Origin of the sequence: Shewanella waksmanii ATCC BAA-643 (genome assembly GCF_000518805.1) — a bacterium.
In the GTDB taxonomy this organism is placed as follows: Bacteria; Pseudomonadota; Gammaproteobacteria; order Enterobacterales; family Shewanellaceae; genus Shewanella; species Shewanella waksmanii.
The window spans coordinates 126,802-148,383 of record NZ_KI912497.1 but is presented as its reverse complement, the minus strand read 5'-3'; the positions used below and the strand labels follow the sequence as shown (position 1 = coordinate 148,383).

The following is a 21,582-nucleotide window of genomic DNA, read 5'->3' as shown; positions in this document are numbered from 1 at the left end:
GTCGCATCCATTCACTGCTAGTTGGGCAATTTTTTCAAGCTAGCAGTTTGATAAAAGTCTTAGTAATCATATTGGTTAAATACTGCTCAGCTAAAGCAATATAGCAATTAAGGTTATTCAACATAAGTTGATACCTGCCAATCAACCAAGAGAGTTATTAATGGTTGAAAACTACTCTTATAGATAATATACAAATGCGTTTGGATCGGTAAAATAAACTGCTTACTTCAACGGAATGAATATATAAAAGGATTTTATTATGTCAGCCTATGCCCGTCGGGCGATTGCCGAGCGGCAACGTCAGCATCAGATCAAAAGCCTATTGTCAGGCAATAATCACACTCTAATTCAAATGAGCTCAGCGGAATTTGTCGATTACATCATCTCAGTGAAAATGAAGCAGGGGATGACACGCGCTGAGGCCGTCGACTCAATTGATGAGCTGCTAGTGCGGAATGACTGCCTTCCAGCTAGCTGGAATCGGCATAAAGAAGGCCTTAAAACACTGGGCAGCTGGTTCCCAGTGTTAGATGACGTGAAGGCGCTGACGTTATTGGCCGTAGAAATGCAGCGACAAGGCAATGTGTTTGGTAAATTTAAAGTCAAAGTATATGGCAATGCTCCTGCGGTGATTATTAACAGTTATCCGGGCTTAAAGGCTCACCTAAGCGGCACACGTTATCTCGCCAGCAATCCCAAACTGTTTACCATTGGTGTAGGCAAACTCAGCGCCAATAAAGCCATGAAAGGCGGTTTTGTCGTTAGCATTGTGATTTCCGTTGCGTTTCATTTTACTGAGCAGCTGCTTAACGATAATGTTACTTGGCATCACTTTGTTGCCGGGGTTGCTGTGGATATGGCGGTGGTTGGGGCAGCGATTGTAACAAGTAAAGCTACTATGGGTATCATAAGTGTTTATGTTGGTGGAGCTGTTGCTGGAGCAGCCGTTACACCGTTGTTAGTGGTTGTTATAGTTGGTGGAGCATTTGCTTACTTCTTCTCTGATATGTCTAGTTATCAAAATTTACTTGTGGCCGAGCTGGTTAGAATTGAGAATGACTTAAAGCGGGACTTTGTCATTGAAAGAAATAAATTTATTGAAGTCAGTAAAGAGTATCAAAAAGACCCTTATGGAGTTTTGAGCCGCTTCTTTAATATTCCACGGCTGAATTTAGGGAATTAGTTTACATGAAACTGATTGAATGGAAGCATGCTGATAAAAAACTCTCAGAGCTTAAACTGAAAGAACTGGCTGTATGTGTTTTGGCACCTTTGTTACCTGCATCTTTTTGCGTTGCTATTGTCTACGTTTTTCTAAATGAGCTAGGTGTATTTAAAAGTATTGGCGAGGCTGTTTACATTAAGGAGAACAGCGGAAGAATCCCGTTGATTTTTCTTTTTTTCCCTTTCAGTTTTTTCTTACTGGCATCGATTCAAAGGTTAATTAATTTCTGCCCTAAACTTGCTACAGAGTACTTTATCAAAGGGGCAGCTTTGATGTTGCCGCTGTTCTTTCTAGGCATTTTTATCGCGAATTTTTATGTTGAGCATAAACTAAAACAAGCAGGCTATAACCATTGTTATTGGTACACAGGGGCGTCGTTTAGGGCTCCAGATGTATGGTTAAAGAATGATTCGCTGTGTTTGCAATCCGGTTCACTGATGCAGAGTGATATTGCGAATTTTTTTGAGCCTTTTAACCAACAAGGTACAGAGCCATCACTGGAAGAGCTTGAAACCTTTATTTCTGAAACCAAACAAGCTCGGGAAGATTATATCAATGGTCGCTAAAGGGCATGAGGCCGTGATAGGCCTGTAAAAAGTGAGCATGGCAAGTTAGATTTTGGGGAGTCCATTCCCCTTGAAATTCGCGATTAAACCTTGAAGCTTGCGGCCATGGTATTGAGCTGCTCAGCCATATCATTGACTTGCGCGCTGGCTTCTTGAGCTTGCTGAGTGGCTGCGGTGGTGGTTTCTAATCTCTCCTGAATCGATGACATATTGGCGGTAATTTCAGATGCCACACTCGCTTGCTCTTCCAGTGCTGAAGCGACCTGCATGTTCATTGATGATATCTCATTGATGACGCCATGAATGTTGGCAAGCACCGAGTCCGTTTCAGTTGATTGCTCAACGGTGGCATTGGCTTTGAGGGTGCTTCTTTCCATCACAGAGACCGTTTTGGCTGTGCCTTGTTGTAGATTGTTGATGATAGACTGAATCTCAGTGGTGGAATCTTGTGTTCGCTGCGCCAGTGTTCTTACTTCCTCTGCAACTACCGCAAATCCGCGTCCTTGCTCACCAGCTCTGGCGGCTTCAATGGCGGCATTTAATGCCAGCAGGTTGGTTTGCTCTGAGATCCCTTGAATAACTTCAATGACTGAACCTATCTTTTCACTGTGTTGCTCTAGCTCTTTGATGACTAACATTGAGTTACTTAACTCATCGGCCAACTCGTTGACTGATTCGACGGTAGACTCTACCGCACTGCGACCTTTGTTTGCTTCTTCAAGGCCGATTTCAGATTTTTCGGCAGAATCGGCGGCGTAACGCACCACTTCTTGAATACTTATCGACATCTCCTCGATAGCAACGACCACCATATCGGTCATCTCTTTTTGTTCCATAATAGAAGCGGTATTTTGTAAGGCGATTTCTGAGCTGTTATTTGCCGAATCTATTAGGTTGGTACTGGTTTCTTTGATTGAACGGATTAGTTGGCTCAGTTTTTGAGACATTTCAGCCACAGAGCGATAGATACCGCTGTCTTCTTCGCTGATTGTTAACTCTGTACTCAAATCCCCTTCTGCAATCCGGTTGGATATCTTTGCTATCTCTGCGGGCTCACCGCCGATAGGTTTGCGAATTATTTTAGCCATAAAGACTGAGATGATGATGCCTAAAAGCAAGGATATGAGCGAGATGATTGCCACAGAGGTTTTGGCGCTGTTGGCATGGGTTTGTACTTGAGGGCCGAGCAAGTCTTGGTCATCTTTTACTGAAAGTTTGACCTGTTCAATTTTGCCCGCAACCGATGGCCCACGGGTATTTAAGTTGTTTGTTATTAGAGTATTACGCTCAGTAATAGTGCTTTGCACATTGTTGAAAGCGGCGAGGTATTGTGTAAGGTTACTTTTAACCTGTGTTAGCAATGATTGTTGATTAGCATTGGTAATATGGCTATCGAGATCCGCTAGCGCTATTGATATCTTCTCGCCGAGTTCTTCCTTTGCTCGCTGCGCATCAGATTCGGCATTGGTCACTAAGTACTTGGTGACATAAAGCCTGCCCAGTAACAAGTGCTCTTGAACTTGCGCGGCATAATAAGCCGTATCAGGGTCACCGTCATTGTAGGCGCCATTGATGATAGCTGTCGTTGCTTCGCGCATGGCTAACCCTGAGGGATCTAACTCTGTTGATACAATTTGGTTGCGCTTAGCAAATAGCGACACAACCTGTTTGAACCCCTCTATATAATCGCCGACTTCGGTATTTACTTCACTGATTAACGCTGCTCGCTGCGGGGCTTGAATTTCTACTTTCGCTTCAGCGAGAAAAGTCTCCATCTTGTCTTTACGTTCAGTAAATTGTTCAACTGCAGTATTGGAGCGAGTATTTAAAAAACTTAAGACAGATAGCCGCATCATTAACATGTTAGCTTGCACACGGCCCGCCAAATTGGTATCTCGTGCTAGGCCACGATATTCAACAAATCCACTATAAGTGCTGGATAAGCCTTGGTAGGCGATCAACGATGAGATGAGAAGTAATGTTAGAATTAGGCCAAAAGAAACATACAGCTGCATATTGAGTTTTAGTTTTTGTAACATACTGTTATACCTGGTTTTTATATTGAATTTGGCTATTACTACAGTGACTTTTGGTTAACTGTATGGAGGTAAGCCGAGCTAATACTTAGTGGTAGGAAAAATCTGGTCGTAATACTCAGTATAGTAGAACTTTAATTTTTGCCGCTTTATCGGATAAGTCGCTGTAGTGCGTAACGAAACCGCTTTTGAAGTCCCCAACTAATTTTCTATATCAAACCCGAGACAGCTCGCTGTTTCGGGTTTCTTAATGTTATTGCTAAGGCAGGTGTGCGCCATATAGCTAAGGTTTAGTTCGACATAAGTAGCTGTATGACATAATATGTCGCATGGCTGTTTGAGCGGTAATTTATAAATGGCGACGTTTTTAGGTTAAGGAGAGCCGATGAGAGTAGTGAGTCTATTTGTACATGCATTACAGTGGCTAGCGGTTGCCGCATCACCTACGCTGTTAGGTATCTTTATTGGGGCGATGTTGAGTTTGCAATCTGGTCAGCTAAATTCGCTTAGCATTGCAGCTTGGGGAGTCGTGGGTTTTATTATTGGCGGTTTTTGGGCAGAACGTATTAGGCAGGGGATTGGGCTTAGCCAATTTTTTGGTAGGCTTGCTGGTGCAAGGGATATCCCCAACAACCGCAGATAATGGCAGCCTGAACGAGTCAACATTTTAGGGGCCAGATTTGGCCCCTAGTTGCTTATAGCGCTTTAGCTATAAGCGCCGCTGGCATATTGGAGTTCATAGCTGTGGCTATAAATTTCAAGGATGTTGCCAAATGGGTCTTCCATATAGATCATACGGAATGGCTTCTCACCAGGGAAGTAATAACGCGGTGCTTTCATACGCTTTTTACCACCTGCAGCAACAATTTTTTCTGCTAGCTCTTCAACATTTGGGTCTTGAACGCAGAAGTGGAATATTCCGGTTTTCCAGTACTCAAAGTTATCTTTCGGATTTTGTTGATTTTTAAATTGAAATAACTCAATCCCAATACGGTCACCCGTTGATAAGTGGGCGATTTTAAACCGTTCCCAACCCGGGCCAAATACATCAGTGCACATCACGCCAATTGGGCTGTCATCTTCAATGACCTCAGTCGGCTCCATAATCACATACCAACCAAGCACTTCTGTATAGAACTTCACGGCTTTTTCTAAATCAGGTACCGAAATACCAATATGTGAGAAAGTACGTGGGTAAGGGGTGTTGGTGTTGAATCGCTCAACATCCACATTATTGGCGTTATCTGCTGGTGCGCGAGTGGCGCCCATTACTGCCGGTGCAGTCGATGCCGCCACTGCGGCCGCAACGCCCATACCAACGGTTTTAAGTACATTTCTACGTTCTAGATTTAAATCGATATTTTGTTCAATCTTGCTCATGACACTCTCCAGCTCAAGCTTTCATCATTTGATGGAGCGAAGTTTATAGCGAGTGTGTGCAAATAAAAAATTATCAATATTTATAATTTTAATAATAAAGTTTTATCTATGTTGGCGGTATGAGATAACCCTTTTGGGGTCAATAGTAGCAATGTGCGTGACCTTGCCCGATACACCTAGCCTAGGTGTCGGCAATTTTATAATTTGCTAGGTAATAGCCTCGATACGTCGCTATATCGAGGCTTTTCTATTGATGTTTGAATTAGCTTTTAGCATCTCAGCTAATGCTGTCAGTTATTGGCCCGGCAATTTAAGATCTGTGTTTGGCTGTTTATTCAACCCAACATGGGAAAGCGCGGCTTGTAGTGCCTCAAAGCGGAACAAGAAGGTGTTTTCTTGTGGCAGTGAGTCAATCACATGAAGCTTTTTCAGCTGCTCTTTAGTTTGCTGATTAGGGCAGAGTAAAAATACTTCACAGTGTGCATCTTGCGCATCTTTAATGGCATTTTCTAACGCTAAGCCCACGGTGACATCAATCATAGGTACGTCGGTTAAATCCAAAATCATCGCTTCGTAATCGTTAATACTATTATGCTGGCGTGAGATTGCTTTTGATACGCTGAAGATCATTGGCCCTGATAAGTAGAAAAACAGCACTTTACCTTTGGCTTGGTCCAGCAAGTCACTTTCGCTTTGGGTCAGCGGTACCGTATTTTGGTCAGCATCACTAATGGCTTTTACTTGGCGAGCTTGCTCGCGGCTGAGGCGTTCAATAATAATGATGTTAGAGATAAATACCCCTAAACCAACGGCAACAATCAGGTCAACAAATACCGTGAGCAGCATGACGCCGTACATAATGGCCATGCCAGATACACTGACTTTGTGGGCGCGTTGAATAAAACTCCAATCTAAAATGTTAAAACCAACATATACCGCAATACCGGCAAGTACAGCCATAGGAATAGGTTCGGTCAAACCGCCTGCGACTAATACCACTAGCGCTAATACCAGGGCGCGGGTCATGCCTGATACGGGCGAGCGTGCACCGACTTGAATGTTGGTCACTGTGCCCATGGTGGCACCAGCACCAGGTAGTGCGCCGAACAAGCCAGAGATCATATTTGCTAGGCCTTGGCCACGCAGCTCCTTGTCGGAGTCGTGTTCTTTTCGGATTAACGAGTCACCAATTACCGCGGTGAGTAAGGTATCAATACAACCTAATGTGCCCAGCACCAAGGCATCAATAATCATGGTGGTAAAGATTTCGGCATTGATATGCGGGATAACCAATGAAGGCAAACCCGCTGGAATCTCGCCAATGCGACGGATGCTATCAGTATCGAACACGATGACCGATAACAAGGTAACGGCAATAAGCGCGACGAGCTGTGCGGGCACGTATTTGCGGTATTTTTGTGGGAACAAAAATAGCGTCACTAAGGTGAGTATGCCTAAAAACAGCTCTTTAAAATCGATATTGGCTAAAGTGTCGGGTATGGCACCTAGGGTGCCCATTACCCCACCTGCGGGTGCAGCGTGACCCAACAAGGGCGAGAGTTGCAAAATAATTAAGATAATCCCGATACCTGACATAAAGCCAGATACAACGCTATAGGGCATTAGCGTGACGTATTTACCGAGTTTGAGCATACCCAGTAAAAACTGGAACGCTCCAGCCATCATCACAATGGTGAAGGAAATCGCGACCCCAGATTCTGGGTATTTGGCCACCATGGTAGTTAAGATGGCGGTCATGATCACCGTCATCGGACCGGTGGGTTCTGAAATTAGTGTTGAAGAACCGCCAAATAATGCGGCAAAAAAACCAACTAAAATAGCGCCCCATAAACCCGCTTCTGCACCGGCTCCGGATGCCACACCAAAGGCGAGGGCCAGTGGCAATGAAATAATGGCAGTGGTGACACCACCAAATATATCTCCCTTAAGACTGACATCTTGAAAGCGTTGTTTAAACAAAGCGATTACCACCTTAAAACGTTTGCAACACAAAATTTGCAGCATTGTATAGCGCTTATACGGGTGGGATCAATGTCACAAATGCAGTTGTGTTTGTTAAGTGTGTATTTAAGTGCGATGCCAGTGAATAGCGAGCTAAACTGATTATTTGGTTTTCTTCGCTTGTTCGATGAAATCGTTCAAATAGTCAATTTGCTGCTCGCCGCGGCGAATACCAATAAATATTTGTTTATTAATCCCTTGTTGTCCAAATCTAATGCTTTTAATTGGCATGGTTTTAGCGTACTCATCCACAAGCCAACCGGGCAGGGCACAGACTCCACGGCCTGCGGCGACCATCTGCAGCATGATTTCGGTGGTTTCAATAATTTTGTGTTTCTTGACGGCGCATTTTGCAGGGTTAAGAAATTGGCTGAAAATATCCAGCCTCATCGGTTCAACCGGATAGCTAAATAGCACTTCTTCACTGAGCTGTTCGGGCAGCACAAACCCTTGTTCGGCTAGTTTGTGCGAGGTTGAAACCACCAGTCGGTGCTCATAGTCAAACACTGGGATGTAGTCGATTTTAGGTTTAAACAGCGGATCTGGGGTAATGAGAACGTCAATCTCATAGCTCAGCAACGCGCCTAAAGCGCCAAACTGAAACTCTTGCTTTACGTCGATATCAATATCGGCCCACTGGTCGAGATAGGGGGCGATAACCCTAAGCAGCCATTGATAGCAGGGATGGCACTCCATACCAATGCGCAGCGAACCTAGTTCACCTTGGGCAATTTGGTTGAGTAGCAGTTCGGTGTGCAAAAACTGCGGTAACACCCGATTAGCTAGCGTTTGAATACGCTCACCTGCTGTGGTCAAACGCAGAGTTCGGCCCTCTTTTTTCCATATCGGCGTATCAAGTTGGCCCTCTAACTTTTTGATGCTGTGACTGAGTGCAGATTGAGATAAATGCAGCGAATCAGCGGCTTTAGTTAGCGTTCCATGTTCTTTAATGGCTGTGAGTATTTCTAAATGAATCCTTTCTAACACCCGTTAACTCCCGTCGTGTTTGTTACTGATGAATGACGTTCATTGAATAATGAAATTATATCATTTTTATTCATGGAATAAGATTCATTACAATACCATTTGGGAATCTGTAGGGTTAAAAAGTTATATAAATTAGCTGATTAGATAATCCATTACAGACTGGATTTATGCCAGCATCAATAGCTTAGAAGCCGCTGTTACGTTTTATGGGCCAACATGCGCTAGTTGTAACCTTCGCCGGGTCGAGACGGCCTTAATATTTTACACATAGAAGTCACCATCAATGAACATCATCGAATTTGTAATCAATAACTTGCTCACCATTATGGTATTGGCAAGCTCGGGCGTACTGGCTGGCATTTTAGCGGGCTTACTGGGAGTGGGAGGCGGCATTGTCATTGTGCCCGTGTTGTTTTTCTTGTTTCAGGGGTTTGGCGTTTCAGCGCAATCAGCCATGCTGGTGGCGACGGCGACTTCATTGGCCACTATAGTACCGACATCAATCAGCTCGATCCGAGCCCATAAACAAAAAGGTAATGTGGATGTTGAGCTATTAAAGCGTTGGTGGGTATTTATTCTGGTGGGGGTATTGGTCGGTAGCTGGTTAGTGACCCGCATTAACGGCAATATACTCACCACACTATTTGGCGTGATCGCCAGCTTATCGGCATTAAACATGTTGTTTAGAACGGGTAAGTCAGCGCTGTTTAACCAGTTACCTGGGCGTACGGGACAAAGCGTGATGGGCACATCAATAGGCTTTTTTAGTGCCATGGTCGGCATTGGTGGTGGCACGATTTCGGTGCCTTTGTTGACCTTGTACAACTATCCTGCCCATAAAGCGGTTGGCACTGCTGCGGCAATCGGTTTAATTATCTCATTGCCCGGTGCATTTACTATGTTGATGCTGGGGAGCACACCATTGGACGCGCCAGCGGGGACATTTGGGCTGGTGAATTTGCTTGGCTTTGTCTGTATTGTGCCGTTAACGGTGCTGTTCGCCCCTGTGGGTGCGGCTTTGGCGGCAAGACTGGATGCGGCTATGCTCAAAAAGGTATTTGCGCTGGTGCTATTAGTGACTGGGCTGCGTATGTTGGGGCAAGTTTTCTTTTAGATAGTGTTAGATCTGCGTAATACATAAAAAGGTTGCCGCGGATAATGACATTGTCGCGTTAAGGCTAAGGCTAAGGTGAAGGTTGAAGGTGACTGACTTATCAATATCAGTCACCTTAGGGCCATCAGCCTTAGCTGCACAGCTCCTGTCTGACGATTTGCGCGCCCGCACTCAAAGCATTTAATTTACCTCTGGCAATGTGACGCGGCAGTGGTGCCATGCCGCAGTTGGTGCAAGGGTAGAGCTTGTCGGCATCAACAAACTGCAGTGCCTGCCTGAGGGTTTGCGCCACTTCTTCAGGGGTCTCGATGGTTTCGCTAGCCACATCAATGGCACCTACCATCACTTTTTTACCGCGGATCAGCTCAAGCAATTCAATTGGCACCTGAGAGTTATGGCACTCTAGCGAAATAATATCGATGTTAGATTGCTGCAGTTTAGGAAAGGCCTCTTCGTATTGGCGCCACTCTGAGCCTAAGGTCTTTTTCCAATCGGTATTGGCTTTAATGCCATAGCCGTAACAAATATGCACTGCGGTCTCACATTTGAGCCCCTCAATGGCTCGTTCTAAGCAGGCGATGCCCCAATCATTTACGTCGTCAAAAAACACGTTAAATGCGGGCTCATCAAACTGGATAATATCCACGCCAGCCGCTTCTAATTCTTTGGCTTCTTGATTAAGAATTTTGGCAAACTCCCAAGCCAGTTTTTCTCGACTCTGGTAATGATCATCATAGAGGGTGTCTATCATGGTCATGGGCCCGGGCAGTGCCCACTTAATGGGTTGATTGGTTTGCTGGCGCAGGAATTTCACATCGTCAACAAATACCGGCTTTTGACGGCTAACGGGCCCCACCACCGTGGGGACGCTGGCATCGTAGCGATTGCGGATGCGAACAGTTTTACGTTTTTCAAAATCAACACCGCTAAGGTGCTCAATAAAGGTGGTGACAAAATGTTGGCGTGTTTGCTCGCCATCGCTGACGATATCAATGCCGGTTTGCTGTTGTTCTTGCAGTGCAATACGTAGGGCATCTTGTTTACCTGCTATCAGCTCATCATCTTGTAATTTCCAAGGCGACCATAGGGTTTCTGGCTGTGCCAGCCAAGAGGGCTTAGGCAAGCTACCGGCGGTCGATGTGGGTAATAATCTCTTTTGTGCTGGGGTTGTCATTTGCTGTGCTACCTATACTTAATATGTTTTCGCTAAACTTAATGTTTGGTTAGGCGTAATTGGCTGCCCATTGATCAAGCACAGTTTGGTAAGGTTTAATAAAATGCTCTTCGGCAAATTTACCTTGCTCAACCGCTAGTTTGCTGCGCTCTTCGCGGTCATAGACAATTTGTGTCAGCGAATGATCGAGGTTTTTCAAGTTTGGCTGATAACATTTACCTGCCGCCGCATTGGCATTGTAGATCTCGGGTCGATAGATTTTTTGGAAGGTCTCCATAGTGCTGATGGTACCGATCAGCTCTAGGTTGGTGCAATCACAAAGTAAATCGCCAAAGAAGTAAAAAGCTAACGGCGCCACACTGTTAGGCGGCATAAAATAACGTACCTGTAAGCCCATTTTCTTAAAATACTGCTCAGTGAGTGAAGATTCGTTTGGCAGGTATTCGGTGCCCAAAACTGGGTGCTGGTTTTCAGTACGGTGATAGGTCTTGTTATCTGACACACTGAGGCAGATAACGGGTAGCTTTTTGAAGTGCTGCTTGTAAGTATCTGAATTAACAAAATACTTAAATAGCTTGCCGTGCAGGTCGCCAAAATCTTCAGGAATAGTGAATTTGGCTTGGCCTTTGTTATGACCCAGTAAGCGCACACTAAAATCGTAATCTCGCACGTAAGAAGAGAAATTATTGCCCACTATGCCTTCGATACGCTTATCAGTTTTATGGTCGACAATATTGGTTTTGAGTATTTCAATTGATGGGAATGATTGACCATCGGCTTGGATATCCATATCCACAGAGATAATTTCTAGCTCAACCGAGTAACGATCGCCATTCGGGTTATCCCAATGGGCTAACGCATTAAAGCTGTTATCAATCATTTTTAATGCATTGCGCAAGTTTTGCTGACGGCTGTTACCTCTGGCCAAGTTTGCAAAATTGGTGGTTGCTCGTGTGTTGTCAGATGGATGATAGTTCTCATCGAAACTGATGTTTTTGATGGTAAATGTGAATTCGTTTTGCATAGTGATCTCGTATCCAATTCCGTTAGATAAACCTTAAGTGATGATTGACGCTTTCAAGGCGAGTGATCATTCCAATCACCTGCTGCGGTGTTTTTGATTTACCTAGTGGTTAAATCAAAAGCTCACTGCGCTAATGCCCAAAGTGAATGCCTAGAATGATTTATACTTGGATCGTTTCATGAAAAAAATTGATATTACTTCATCAATAGATGAACAATGCTCATGAGTTAGATTTCAAGTGGGCATATAGAGGCTTGAGAATGGTCACGATAGACTGAGCTAAAAGGCGCCGCTATCGCTGATAACGGTGTTGCTAGTGATGCTAGTTGTTAGTTATTCGGTAGGGGCAGGCAAATCAACTTATCGTTAGCACTGCTTATCGTTAGCACTGTTTATTGCAACGTTAGCTCAACCACATCTTTTCTGGCGGCGATGCGCATAGTCATTAACAGGGTATGTTGATTGGCATCGGTGATGTCATCAACCGTGTCGGGAAGTTGAGCCATAAGCGAAAATTGCTGGCTTTCAATCCCATAGGACCAGAGCTGAAAATCATCATTGATGCCGTAAATGATGTTGTTATTGATAACGAAGCGTTTGTCGCTGCCTTGGCCGACTAACGGCGTGATCAGCTGATCTTCGATTCCTTTGGGCTGCCAAATTCTATCCATATGATCCATATAGATTAACTGACCATTGTCACTGTAACGTGCCCAAGTCACTCGTTTGTGGTTAAGGATGCGTATATCGGCGCTGGCAAGATTGATTTCGGCAAACTTCTCTACTCCGTTAATCATCACCATGGCCAAAACAGCGTGTTGATTGCTATGCCAATGAAATAGCTTAGTGACCGGATAGCTAAGGTTCACATCCTCGCTGCGCCCATCGAGATAGATCTGCTTTAGTTCTGACGACACATTAACCAGTAGACTATTGCCATCTTCTGCCCAAGCGAAATTATAAATATAACTGCCTTGAGTGAAATCACTCAGCCTTGTGGTGGCATTATCCGTTAACCAAAGCTGCGAATTGCCAGAGCGTTTAGAGCTAAACGCGATTGCGGCAGCGGGCGAGTTATCAGTTACAGACGGGCGAAATTTGGGTTGGTTTTCGCCAAAAGTTGAGCGTGCAATGACTTGATAGTTAAGGCTTGTAGGCTGGTATTTTTCAGCGGTATTGGCGTCAAATTGCGATAGTGGTACGGCAATAATGTCGCTGTCATAGTGACCTTTAATCGCTAGCATGCGGGTACCATCGGGATGAAATACTGGCGAGCCAATCGCATCAACCAATGGCAGGCTGACAGGTTGAATCTCGCCTTGGTAGGACAGGGTGTAAAGCTGTTTACCTGTACTGAAAATCAACTGATTGTCTACTGAGGAAAAGTTGGCATAAATAGGGCGATATTTAGGGATGCCATCGGGGTAGGTGATTGGGTAGCTGCCAAGTAATTTCCCTTGGGGAGTGAGGGTTTCGATGTAGCGTTCGCCATCACTGTGAATACTGGTGAGTGCGATAAGATTTTGGCTCGGTGAGTAGTCATAGGCAAAAATGTTACCGTCGGCTAGGGAGAAAATCGTCTCGCTGCTGTGGTCGGTCATCGAGTAGCGGATCAGTTGCCATCGCTGTTCGTGCTTCTGCATTAAGGTAATTTCTTCGTTATTAAGCCATTTCACTGAGCGGATCTCTGAGTTATTACACTCCATGATGGTATCGGGTATTTGCGGTGATTTGAGCGCTTGTTGGAAGTCGATACTTTGTAATTTAAAACACGACTTTTGTGTCACCGCTTGTCCGCAGCTATCTTGCTGAACATAGGCCAAGGTGCTGCCATCGTTAGAGAAGGCAAGATTGCCATAAGCACCCAATTGATCACTTAGTTGGAACTCTTGTTGTGTGTTGAGGTTTTTAGCCCAAAGATTGCTGGTGCACAGTACCTCGGGAAAGCGTTGGAAGATGACGTATTGGCCATGGGGGGAGTAGATACTGGCCAGCTCCCTATTATCCGTTGAGGTCAGAGGTTTAATTGCTTTGATAACCAGTGGCTTTTGCCCGGCTGAGTCACTTGGTTGGTAGCCCATAACAGCAACAACAAACAGTAATACGACAATGGCGGCGATGCCTAGGTATTGGCGCTGTTTTCCGTTGCCCGCTTCTGCTTTGTCGGCAACCGATGGATTGGTTGCCGTATTAGTACTATTGCGTGTATCAGTATCAGTGTGAATGTCAGAGTGAGCTGCTGTTTTAGCCTCTGTTTTCGTTACCGCGTCTGTCAGCTTGGTGTGGCTATCGGTTTGCGCTAGTGCTTGCTCGGCGCGGTACTCTTGTGCCTGTTCGGTACTATGTTGTGGTGACACTTGCCACTGTACATCAGCTTCAAGACTATAGCCTTGTTTAGCATGAGTTTTGATATAGTGCTGAACTTTGCCATCATCGCCGAGGGCTTTTCTTAGTTGGGCGATACAGCGCTGCAATGTGTTTGGCGATACCACCGTATTGGGCCAGACATTTGCCAGCAGCTCATCCTGACTGACGACTTTGCCTTTACTTTTTGCTAAACAGGTCAGCACCGCAAGGGCCTTTGGTGGCAGCGTTTGGCTTTGTTGTCTTTGGGTGAGTTGGTTACGGGTTAAATCAATAAAAAAATCGCCAACCCAATATTGCTCTTCCATTAACTTCTCACTCACCCCCTGTCGATAACTATCTCTATTAAAACCTAAAAAAGCCGAGTTACCAATTGCTAATTAATGACTCGCTAAAGATTCAGTGAGAAATCAGCAAAAAATCAGCATGACTTCATGTGTTTTTCCCCAAGCGAGATAACCTTGAACTCGATTACGAGGAGTTATTGCAGCGAGGATCCCTCGCAACAGCATGGAGAATAGCAATGGGTTTAAATACACAATTAAAGAGACTACTTTTTACCACTACGCTTGGCGCGATTGTTAGTTTACCGATAGCAAATGCCGGAACCAGTGAAAACAACGCGCCCAAGGCCACCGCAGCGGAAGCGAAGATAAAACACTGGCGGGTGCCCAATAGCGAGCTTAGATTCACCGATATCAGCGAATTGAAAAGTGCTTATATTGATACATCGCCTTCTGCACATGACGATGGCATTGATGTGGGTCAGCTAGGCGTTGATGCTGGCAATGAAAAGTTGATTGTAGCATTGGCAAAAGAGATCGCCGCGGGAAAACATGGCGAGTTTGATAGTCTACTGATTGCCCATAAAGACAAGTTGCTATTCGAGTCCTATTTCTCTCGGGGCCGTATTGATTTACCTCACCCACAATCGTCAGCCAGTAAGGTTTACGTGAGTACCGTACTTGGCCGAGCGATTCAATTGGGCCACCTTACTATGGCTGATCTGGATAAGCCGTTAGTTAGCTTTCTCACCGAGTTAGATCAGAGTCGTTTCACCAAAGGAGCGGAGAAAATTACTCTGCGCAAAGCAATGATGATGCGCTCAGGCATTCGGATCAGCGAAGCGGATGCACAAGGGTTCGAGCAAAGCTCACCCGCATTAAAAGGTCAAGGTTTAGTACAGGCCTACCTTGAAGCAAGTGCGCCAATAACGGCTGAGTCGCAAGCATTCAAGTATCAAAACGATCCTATGTTGGTGATGCAAGTGATAGAGGCCGTGGTGCCAGGTTCAGCACAAGCGTTCATTAAGCAAGAACTGCTCGATAAGCTGGAGATCAGCAATTACGGCTGGAAAACCCATAAAGTCACCGGGCTACCGGGCTCTGCCAGCATGACATCGAGGGCGATGCTCAAGTTTGGCAAGCTGGCGATGAATAACGGTAAATGGAATGGCGAGCAGTTGGTGCCCGTCGACTTTATTACCCAAGCAACCGACAGGCTGATTTACCCTGAAGCTGAGATTTTTGGTGGCGGTGATGCGGTATCTAATCAGGGCTATGGCTACTATTGGTGGGGGAGCGATTTAACTTATAACGGCAAAAGTTATGCGACTACCTCTGCCCAAGGTGGTGGCGGCATGTATATCTTGTTGATTAAGGAGCTAGATTTGATGGTCGTAGTGACCGCCCATGATAGGGAAAACACCACACAACAGCTTATTGCTGAGCGAATTCTCCCCGCTTTTGTTGGGCAAGCTAACAGGTTAGCGAGCAACCAATAAGTTACCTATTACAATATGAACTGCCGGCATAAGTTGCCGGCTTTGTTGCCATAAATCTTCCTGCGCTATCGCAACAAATAAGCACTTCGCAGTTCACGTAGCGTCTATAAAGGTTGTTTAGAGCTACAGCGCCAGTTGGATTGGTGTCAGTAGCCTAAAGCAAATTTGAATATCTCTAATTCATCGGCTTGCTTAGTCGCTTCCTATAGTATTTCAGTCATTAATTATGATGGTTTTTGCTGATGTGAATTGGTGAGCTTAAATGAGGTGGCAGCAAGCGATGGTAGAGACTGCAGCGGCACTAGATGTAGTGGAATGGGTGTATTATGGGGTTAAATGGTTAAGCTTAATCGGGCTATATTTAGCCTTGGTCTATGTCGTTATTCATAAATATGGCCGCTGAACTGATGAGAAGGTTAAGTTGCTTTGGCGAGTTCAATTGCGATAATAGCCGCACTGTAATCGCTCTGGAACGTCATGCGCCTAGATAAATTCATCTGTAAGAGTACGGACTTAACTCGCGAGCAAGCCATAGCTGAAATTGATAGTGCACAAGTCACGGTTAATGGCGTAGTAATTTTGGAGCCTGCAACTCAAGTCCATGAAGACAATAGCATCTTGTTAGCTGGCAGCCCATTATCGCTAAGGCCATCTCGTTACATGATGCTGCACAAACCATTGCACACTTTGAGCTCAAATGTGGATGGTGACTACCCATCAGTGATGAATATTCTTATTCAGGCTGGGTTTGATAAGGTGTGTGACCTACACATTACCGGTCGTTTAGATGCTGATACGACTGGGTTAATGCTGATCACCGACGATGGGCGCTGGTCATTTAATATCATCAACCCTAAATATCTTTGCAGCAAACGTTACCGAGTGACATTGCGTGATGCGATAGTCCTATCGCAATTTGAGCAACTTGTTGAACGTTTTGCCAAAGGGATTGCTTTACCAGGGGAAGCTAAGCTGACTTTACCGGCCAAACTGGAGGCCGTTTCTTGTGGTGCTGGTGGCATCAATGAAGTGCATCTGACCATACAAGAAGGACGCTACCATCAAGTAAAGCGGATGTTTGCCGCCATAGGCAATCGGGTCAATGGGCTGCATCGAGAATCAATTGGTGCGGTGACTTTAGATATTCCGGTTGGTGAGTGGCGCTATTTGAGTGCCGATGAAGTGAATTCGTTTACCGTGGAACAACTCAGCCTAGACTAGCTCAGCCTAGACCAGTTCAGCATAGACCAGTTCAGCATAGACCAGCTCAATACGGCAGGCTAATCGATATTGGTAGGGGGATAGCCAACATCCCCCCCTCTATTAATTGGTATGCTAAAGCACAGTTTAATTGATTTGTCCTGATAAATCCCTGCTTAATATATTTTATATGCTCTCTAAGATTAATTGTCTTTAATTATTAATGATAACTTAGTATTAATGTAATACTATGGGGTTAGCCATTGATGCTATATAAGCACTGTGGATAGGCTTTGTCTGGCTGCTATTTTACTGTGTTTTTTATTTTGGTGTTATGTTTTGTTTTTGTACTTTTTTGCGGCGCTCAATGTTTGCTGAAAGTTGCTTAAATTTAGCTGTTAAGTAAAGTTGTATATAGTTTTTAGGCTTGGCTGGCCTTGTATCGCGCGTGGTTTTTCATCAAAGTTGAAAGTGAGTGACATGAGAGGTTTTTATCACCCAATGCAGATTAATGTTGCAGTATCTTGGTTTTGATTAAGTTTATTATGCTGTTTTGGGTGCTTTTTGTGGTTTTGTATTTTAGTGATTGTTTTGTGTTACCGCTTTGATTTTTAATTATTTTTGCAGGTGTTGGTCACCCTTGTTCTTTTTGTAAAATTTAGAGTAATAGCTTTAATGGTTTTTTGTCCTTTCTACTCGCATGTTCTTAGATTAATGTTCAGTTAGCTTTTACTCAATTCAATTTGTCTTTCCTGTTAAATATCTTCGCCTTTCATATTCTTGTCATATTTTCATGATTTTTAATTGCTCATTTATAAGTCGGTTAAGTTGTTTTGTTTCACTACCTCTTAATTTAATTACGTAAGTTTTATTTATTTGCATTTGTTAATTGTGTTTTTTTGTTTTCTTGCTGCCTTTACTTATTGTTTGCTTTTAATTAATTTGGCGTCGCCTCTTAGGTGATGAAACTTAATTAAATACTTTACTGCTTTCAGGGTGAGCCTCTAGTGAGCGGTATTGATGCAAGTGATTGCAATAACACTATCCATTTGGAGTAAGAATGAAATTTAATGCTAAAAAGCTGCTGCTGGTATCGAGCATTGCGGCGGCACTGGCTGGGTGCAGTAACTCATCAGACGACAAGAATGATTCAATTAGTATTGATCTTCGTTTAATGGAAACGACTGATATTCACACCAATGTCATGCCTTACAATTACTTCGAAAGTGCTGAGCACAATGAAGTTAATCTACCTGATTGGGGGCTAGCACGTACCTCTTTAGTTATTGCACAAACGCGTAAAGAAGTGGCCAACAGTATGCTGTTTGATAATGGCGACCTGATTCAAGGCAGTCCAATGGGAGACTATATGGCTGCGCTAGGTGCTGAGCACTTAAGAGGCGATACTCACCCTGTATATAAAGCCATGAACTACCTTGAATATGATGCTGCCAACTTAGGTAACCACGAGTTCAATTATGGGCTTGAGTATCTAGATGAAGCCTTGAAAGGTTCTGAATTTCCTTACGTTGGCGCCAATGTTTGGAAAGCCGACGATTCTTTGGAAAAAGTGAGCGATGCGGTCGAAGAGTGTGAAGTGCGTATCACAGAAGATTTCTACGACACCGCTGAGCATATGTATGACCCATATGTGATTCTAGAGAGAGAGTTTATCGGTGATGACGGCAAAGCTCACACTGTAAAAGTAGGTGTGATTGGATTTACACCACCCGATATCATGGGCTGGGATGCTGCGCACTTAGTGTGTAATGTGGTTGTGTCGGATATTAAGAAAACAGCTGAGCATTATGTACCTATTATGAAAGCAGAAGGTGCAGATGTCGTTGTGGCTATTCCACATTCTGGCCTAAACAACAATGATGATGAGTTTGCAGAAAATGCCTCACTCCATCTAGGTTATGTTGACGGTATCGATGCCATTATGTTTGGTCATGATCACCGTGATTTCCCTAACTCGACCGGTGAGTATGGCGATATTCCTAATGTTGATGCCGAAAAAGGGCTTATCAATGGTATTCCTGCGGTGATGCCTGGCTACTGGGGCGCCAAACTCGGGGTTATCGATTTAAAACTTAACTCTAGTGATGGCGGTAAAACTTGGACCGTTGACCACACGCAATCAACCGCTGAATTACGTTCATTGGTTGAAGGTTCTGATGCTGCAGTTGAAGATTTAGTTGAGACCGAGCACGTCGGTACGGTTGAATATATGGCAGATTCTATTGCCGATATCGACGTCAACATGAACAGCTTCTTCCCACAAGTGGTGCCAGATTTATCAATCCAAGTGGTGAATGAAGCGCAGTTGCACCAACTTAATAAATGGAAAGCTGAAGGTGAGTTTGCTGACGCATCAGACGATGCTATTTTCTTGTCAGTATCGGCGCCATTTAAATCGGGTCGTAACGGTGGTCAAGACTACACCAACATTCAAGAAGGTGAGCTAACTAACGCATCGGTTGCTGATATCTATGTATTTGATAACAACACCCCAGCAGTATTGAAGATGACCGGTACTGAGATGAAGCGTTGGATTGAGTGGGTCAATTCAAATGCCTATCGCAGTCTGCCGCTTTCAGCAGGTGAAACTTTCTTAGTTGAAGAGTTCCCTGGTTATAACTTCGATGCTTTCTTCGGTGGGTTTAGCGATAGCGGTGAAGGTTTACTGAAGTACAAGGTCAATGTTGAAAATGACTCTAGATTTACCGACATTGATGGCTTCCGTTATACCGAAACAGACAATGAGCAGTTAGTTGAGCTGACTTATAACGGTGTTGAGATTGCTGACGATGCTGAAATCTATGTCATTACCAACAATTACCGCGCTTCAAATTCAGGTATGCCGGGTGTCGATAATGCGGTTATGGTTAAAGAAGAGTTTGCATTCAACAACCGTGAATTAGTGCAGTTCTATTTGGCTGACCGCCTAGCTGAGCAGGAAGGAACCACATTGAGTTTCCCAAATGCTAAAGTGTTTGAGCTAGAAGCGCCAAATACCGCTAGCGTGGCTTTTGCATCGGCAACCCTTGAAGAAGGCTTCCGCTGTGCAACTAATCAAATCACCGGCCTGTCTACTGAAGGCGAAGAAACCACCAAAGAAGGCACTCAAGGATTCACTGAGTACCACTTCAACTTTGATTACAATGGTGAATTTAACTGTGAAGCTAAATAAGCGACCACAGTGCACTAACTGATAAGTAAGCCGAGTGTTATAGAGCCGACTTGATTTGATCAAGTCGGCTTTTTTCTATCTGCCGTTAGCCTCTCAAGATCGATACCTACTGCTTGAACCAATGCGCTTAATAATTTTTAAGCTAATCCTCAGACTTTACGATTACAATGAGATACATATTCGTGCTGTTTAACTGTTACTAAGAGGGATTTGTCACCATGGGGACACCTGATTCAACTTCAACTCGTCGCAAGCCTTGGGTTACATTAGCTGTTATCGCTTCAATTGTGTTGTTTTTAACCATTTTAATGAATGTGATGCCAAAAGGTTTTAAGGCAACCCATGAGCAGATAGGTACGGGCAAACCGGCACTGGTGTTTGTGTACGACCCGGCGTTGACTATTAGTAACAGTCAGACCGAACAGATGAACGAGGCTAGAGCCCATTTGGGCGATAATGTGCACTTCTTGTTGGCACGTATTGGCACACCAGAAGGGCAGGAGCTAATGGCGAAACATCGCGCTGGTTCGGCGGAGTTGTTGCTATTTGATCCACAGGGCAATCTGGTTGAGCGTAAATTTGCAGTAAGAAGTGCTAACGAGCTGATTCAGTGGGTTAGACTGTAATTCATTTAATCCATTACTCTCTACCGTTAAATAGATCAAAGCCCTGATAACAATAAGTTAGCAGGGCTTTTTATTTGGCGACAATATCAGTCGTTACTATTTAATTGTCTCTTATACTGACGACTAACGATTGTCTGACATGTCGTAACTGCAAGGTTCGCTTGCACGCAACACTTTATTTGAGGTGACTTGGCCAGTGGTATATACCGCGCCAGTGCACTGGTTAACAACTTGCTCACCTACAACGTTACCGCCTGACATATAGGTATATTCTAAAATCCAACCGTTTTGCTTTCCCGCTAGTGCTGAAGTTGCGACCGTTAAAACGCCTGCTGCTGCCAATAAGGTGATGGCTGTTTTCTTTATTGTTGTCATGGGTTAACTATTCCTTGAGTTATCTTATAAGGTTATTAAGGGTAAAAGCGCACGCCTGCTTAATTGTGTTATATCGGCGATTGCTGATAAAGAACCTAGGGGTTTTAAGATGCTGTGTATATAGGGGAAATATACTAGTTCTTTTAGATATTTAGCTCGGGCATGAGACTGACTATGGGCACGAGTACAGTGATGTTTCGGGTAAACGTTGCTGCTTTCTTAAGCTCATAAATCGTAAAAAACCAATATTTAAGATCAATTTAAACGCGGTGAGCGTTGCTAAGTATGTAGTGATGAGATGATGGCAGTCTCCTTGCCAATTATGGCATGAGTCATTGCTGATACAGCTAGTAAGCTTGGTGGCATTTATGTTGCTGATTTTTGTTTTGTGTTGGGGGTGGTGGATTCGATTTTTAATTATTATTTAACAGTAGGTTAAATAAGTTTGCTGTCATCAAACTGTAAGCCGTTGTACGTAAATCTTTCATATTAGCGTTCTAACCTTGCGCCACT

Annotated in this window: 17 protein-coding genes; 9 read left to right on the top strand and 8 right to left on the bottom strand. The window is 44.2% G+C overall.

Annotated elements, in window-relative coordinates; all coding sequences use genetic code 11:
* Window positions 1–259 precede the first annotated feature (259 nt).
* Together L865_RS0120755 and L865_RS0120750 are read left to right on the top strand one after the other, a co-directional pair.
* Window positions 260–1,183: a hypothetical protein gene (locus L865_RS0120755; protein WP_028774982.1), complete on the top strand. Its 924-nt coding sequence runs from the start codon at window positions 260–262 to the stop codon at window positions 1,181–1,183.
* 5 nt (window positions 1,184–1,188) lie between these two features.
* Window positions 1,189–1,791, top strand: coding sequence for a DUF1240 domain-containing protein (locus L865_RS0120750; RefSeq protein WP_028774981.1), 603 nt, complete (start codon window positions 1,189–1,191; stop codon window positions 1,789–1,791).
* An 83-nt stretch (window positions 1,792–1,874) separates the two neighbouring features.
* On the opposite strand, the gene L865_RS0120745 is transcribed toward L865_RS0120750, so the two are convergent.
* The gene (locus L865_RS0120745) at window positions 1,875–3,830 is read right to left on the bottom strand and encodes a methyl-accepting chemotaxis protein (protein ID WP_028774980.1); all 1,956 of its coding nucleotides are present in this window, start codon (window positions 3,828–3,830) and stop codon (window positions 1,875–1,877) included.
* 382 nt (window positions 3,831–4,212) lie between these two features.
* Here L865_RS0120745 and L865_RS0120740 point away from each other — a divergent pair, with 382 nt between their 5' ends.
* Window positions 4,213–4,470, top strand: coding sequence for a hypothetical protein (locus tag L865_RS0120740; RefSeq protein ID WP_028774979.1), 258 nt, complete (start codon window positions 4,213–4,215; stop codon window positions 4,468–4,470).
* A gap of 62 nt (window positions 4,471–4,532) precedes the next feature.
* Here the strand turns inward: L865_RS0120740 and L865_RS0120735 are convergent, their stop codons facing one another.
* From L865_RS0120735 to L865_RS0120725, 3 genes are all read right to left on the bottom strand, one after another.
* Window positions 4,533–5,096, bottom strand: coding sequence for a lactoylglutathione lyase family protein (locus L865_RS0120735; protein WP_211237715.1), 564 nt, complete (start codon window positions 5,094–5,096; stop codon window positions 4,533–4,535).
* A gap of 405 nt (window positions 5,097–5,501) precedes the next feature.
* Complete coding sequence (locus tag L865_RS0120730) at window positions 5,502–7,187, bottom strand: SulP family inorganic anion transporter (RefSeq protein ID WP_028774977.1); 1,686 nt, start codon at window positions 7,185–7,187, stop codon at window positions 5,502–5,504.
* A gap of 144 nt (window positions 7,188–7,331) precedes the next feature.
* Window positions 7,332–8,216 carry a LysR family transcriptional regulator gene (locus L865_RS0120725; RefSeq protein WP_028774976.1) on the bottom strand — a complete coding sequence of 295 codons (885 nt, stop codon included), beginning with the start codon at window positions 8,214–8,216 and terminating at the stop codon, window positions 7,332–7,334.
* Window positions 8,217–8,499: 283 nt separating this feature from the next.
* Between L865_RS0120725 and L865_RS0120720 the strand changes: the two genes are divergently transcribed.
* Complete coding sequence (locus L865_RS0120720) at window positions 8,500–9,330, top strand: sulfite exporter TauE/SafE family protein (protein ID WP_028774975.1); 831 nt, start codon at window positions 8,500–8,502, stop codon at window positions 9,328–9,330.
* 130 nt (window positions 9,331–9,460) lie between these two features.
* Here L865_RS0120720 and L865_RS0120715 read toward each other — a convergent pair whose 3' ends face one another.
* The 3 genes from L865_RS0120715 to L865_RS25950 form a co-directional block, all read right to left on the bottom strand.
* Window positions 9,461–10,504: a methionine synthase gene (locus L865_RS0120715; protein WP_028774974.1), complete on the bottom strand. Its 1,044-nt coding sequence runs from the start codon at window positions 10,502–10,504 to the stop codon at window positions 9,461–9,463.
* A gap of 49 nt (window positions 10,505–10,553) precedes the next feature.
* Window positions 10,554–11,528, bottom strand: coding sequence for a DUF1852 domain-containing protein (locus L865_RS0120710; RefSeq protein WP_028774973.1), 975 nt, complete (start codon window positions 11,526–11,528; stop codon window positions 10,554–10,556).
* Between the two features lie 392 nt (window positions 11,529–11,920).
* Complete coding sequence (locus L865_RS25950) at window positions 11,921–14,200, bottom strand: winged helix-turn-helix domain-containing protein (protein ID WP_028774972.1); 2,280 nt, start codon at window positions 14,198–14,200, stop codon at window positions 11,921–11,923.
* Window positions 14,201–14,415: 215 nt separating this feature from the next.
* On the opposite strand from L865_RS25950, the gene L865_RS0120700 reads away from it, so the two are divergent.
* The 5 genes from L865_RS0120700 to L865_RS0120680 all read left to right on the top strand — a co-directional run bounded on the left by L865_RS0120700 (window position 14,416) and on the right by L865_RS0120680 (window position 20,694).
* Window positions 14,416–15,675 carry a serine hydrolase domain-containing protein gene (locus L865_RS0120700; RefSeq protein ID WP_028774971.1) on the top strand — a complete coding sequence of 420 codons (1,260 nt, stop codon included), beginning with the start codon at window positions 14,416–14,418 and terminating at the stop codon, window positions 15,673–15,675.
* Between the two features lie 262 nt (window positions 15,676–15,937).
* Window positions 15,938–16,078, top strand: coding sequence for a hypothetical protein (locus L865_RS25685; protein ID WP_157577690.1), 141 nt, complete (start codon window positions 15,938–15,940; stop codon window positions 16,076–16,078).
* Window positions 16,079–16,152: 74 nt separating this feature from the next.
* Window positions 16,153–16,896: a pseudouridine synthase gene (locus L865_RS0120690; RefSeq protein ID WP_028774970.1), complete on the top strand. Its 744-nt coding sequence runs from the start codon at window positions 16,153–16,155 to the stop codon at window positions 16,894–16,896.
* A 1,039-nt stretch (window positions 16,897–17,935) separates the two neighbouring features.
* Window positions 17,936–20,068 (top strand): bifunctional 2',3'-cyclic-nucleotide 2'-phosphodiesterase/3'-nucleotidase, encoded by a 2,133-nt coding sequence (locus tag L865_RS0120685; RefSeq protein WP_028774969.1) that lies wholly within the window; start codon window positions 17,936–17,938, stop codon window positions 20,066–20,068.
* Between the two features lie 218 nt (window positions 20,069–20,286).
* A complete protein-coding gene (locus L865_RS0120680; protein WP_028774968.1) occupies window positions 20,287–20,694 on the top strand; it encodes a hypothetical protein in 408 nt (135 codons plus the stop codon).
* 123 nt (window positions 20,695–20,817) lie between these two features.
* Here L865_RS0120680 and L865_RS0120675 read toward each other — a convergent pair whose 3' ends face one another.
* Window positions 20,818–21,069, bottom strand: coding sequence for a hypothetical protein (locus tag L865_RS0120675; RefSeq protein ID WP_028774967.1), 252 nt, complete (start codon window positions 21,067–21,069; stop codon window positions 20,818–20,820).
* Window positions 21,070–21,582: the final 513 nt, after the last annotated feature.

Bases quoted from the DNA above. Each gene is read 5' to 3' on its own strand.
- L865_RS0120755 (WP_028774982.1), top strand. From the start codon at position 260: ATGTCAGCCTATGCCCGTCGGGCGATTGCCGAGCGGCAACGTCAGCAT.
- L865_RS0120710 (WP_028774973.1), bottom strand. From the start codon at position 11,528: ATGCAAAACGAATTCACATTTACCATCAAAAACATCAGTTTCGATGAG.
- L865_RS0120745 (WP_028774980.1), bottom strand. From the start codon at position 3,830: ATGTTACAAAAACTAAAACTCAATATGCAGCTGTATGTTTCTTTTGGC.
- L865_RS0120680 (WP_028774968.1), top strand. From the start codon at position 20,287: ATGGGGACACCTGATTCAACTTCAACTCGTCGCAAGCCTTGGGTTACA.
- L865_RS25685 (WP_157577690.1), top strand. From the start codon at position 15,938: ATGAGGTGGCAGCAAGCGATGGTAGAGACTGCAGCGGCACTAGATGTA.
- L865_RS0120750 (WP_028774981.1), top strand. From the start codon at position 1,189: ATGAAACTGATTGAATGGAAGCATGCTGATAAAAAACTCTCAGAGCTT.
- L865_RS0120715 (WP_028774974.1), bottom strand. From the start codon at position 10,504: ATGACAACCCCAGCACAAAAGAGATTATTACCCACATCGACCGCCGGT.
- L865_RS0120720 (WP_028774975.1), top strand. From the start codon at position 8,500: ATGAACATCATCGAATTTGTAATCAATAACTTGCTCACCATTATGGTA.
- L865_RS0120690 (WP_028774970.1), top strand. From the start codon at position 16,153: ATGCGCCTAGATAAATTCATCTGTAAGAGTACGGACTTAACTCGCGAG.
- L865_RS0120740 (WP_028774979.1), top strand. From the start codon at position 4,213: ATGAGAGTAGTGAGTCTATTTGTACATGCATTACAGTGGCTAGCGGTT.
- L865_RS0120675 (WP_028774967.1), bottom strand. From the start codon at position 21,069: ATGACAACAATAAAGAAAACAGCCATCACCTTATTGGCAGCAGCAGGC.
- L865_RS25950 (WP_028774972.1), bottom strand. From the start codon at position 14,200: ATGGAAGAGCAATATTGGGTTGGCGATTTTTTTATTGATTTAACCCGT.
- L865_RS0120685 (WP_028774969.1), top strand. From the start codon at position 17,936: ATGAAATTTAATGCTAAAAAGCTGCTGCTGGTATCGAGCATTGCGGCG.
- L865_RS0120735 (WP_211237715.1), bottom strand. From the start codon at position 5,096: ATGGGCGCCACTCGCGCACCAGCAGATAACGCCAATAATGTGGATGTT.
- L865_RS0120700 (WP_028774971.1), top strand. From the start codon at position 14,416: ATGGGTTTAAATACACAATTAAAGAGACTACTTTTTACCACTACGCTT.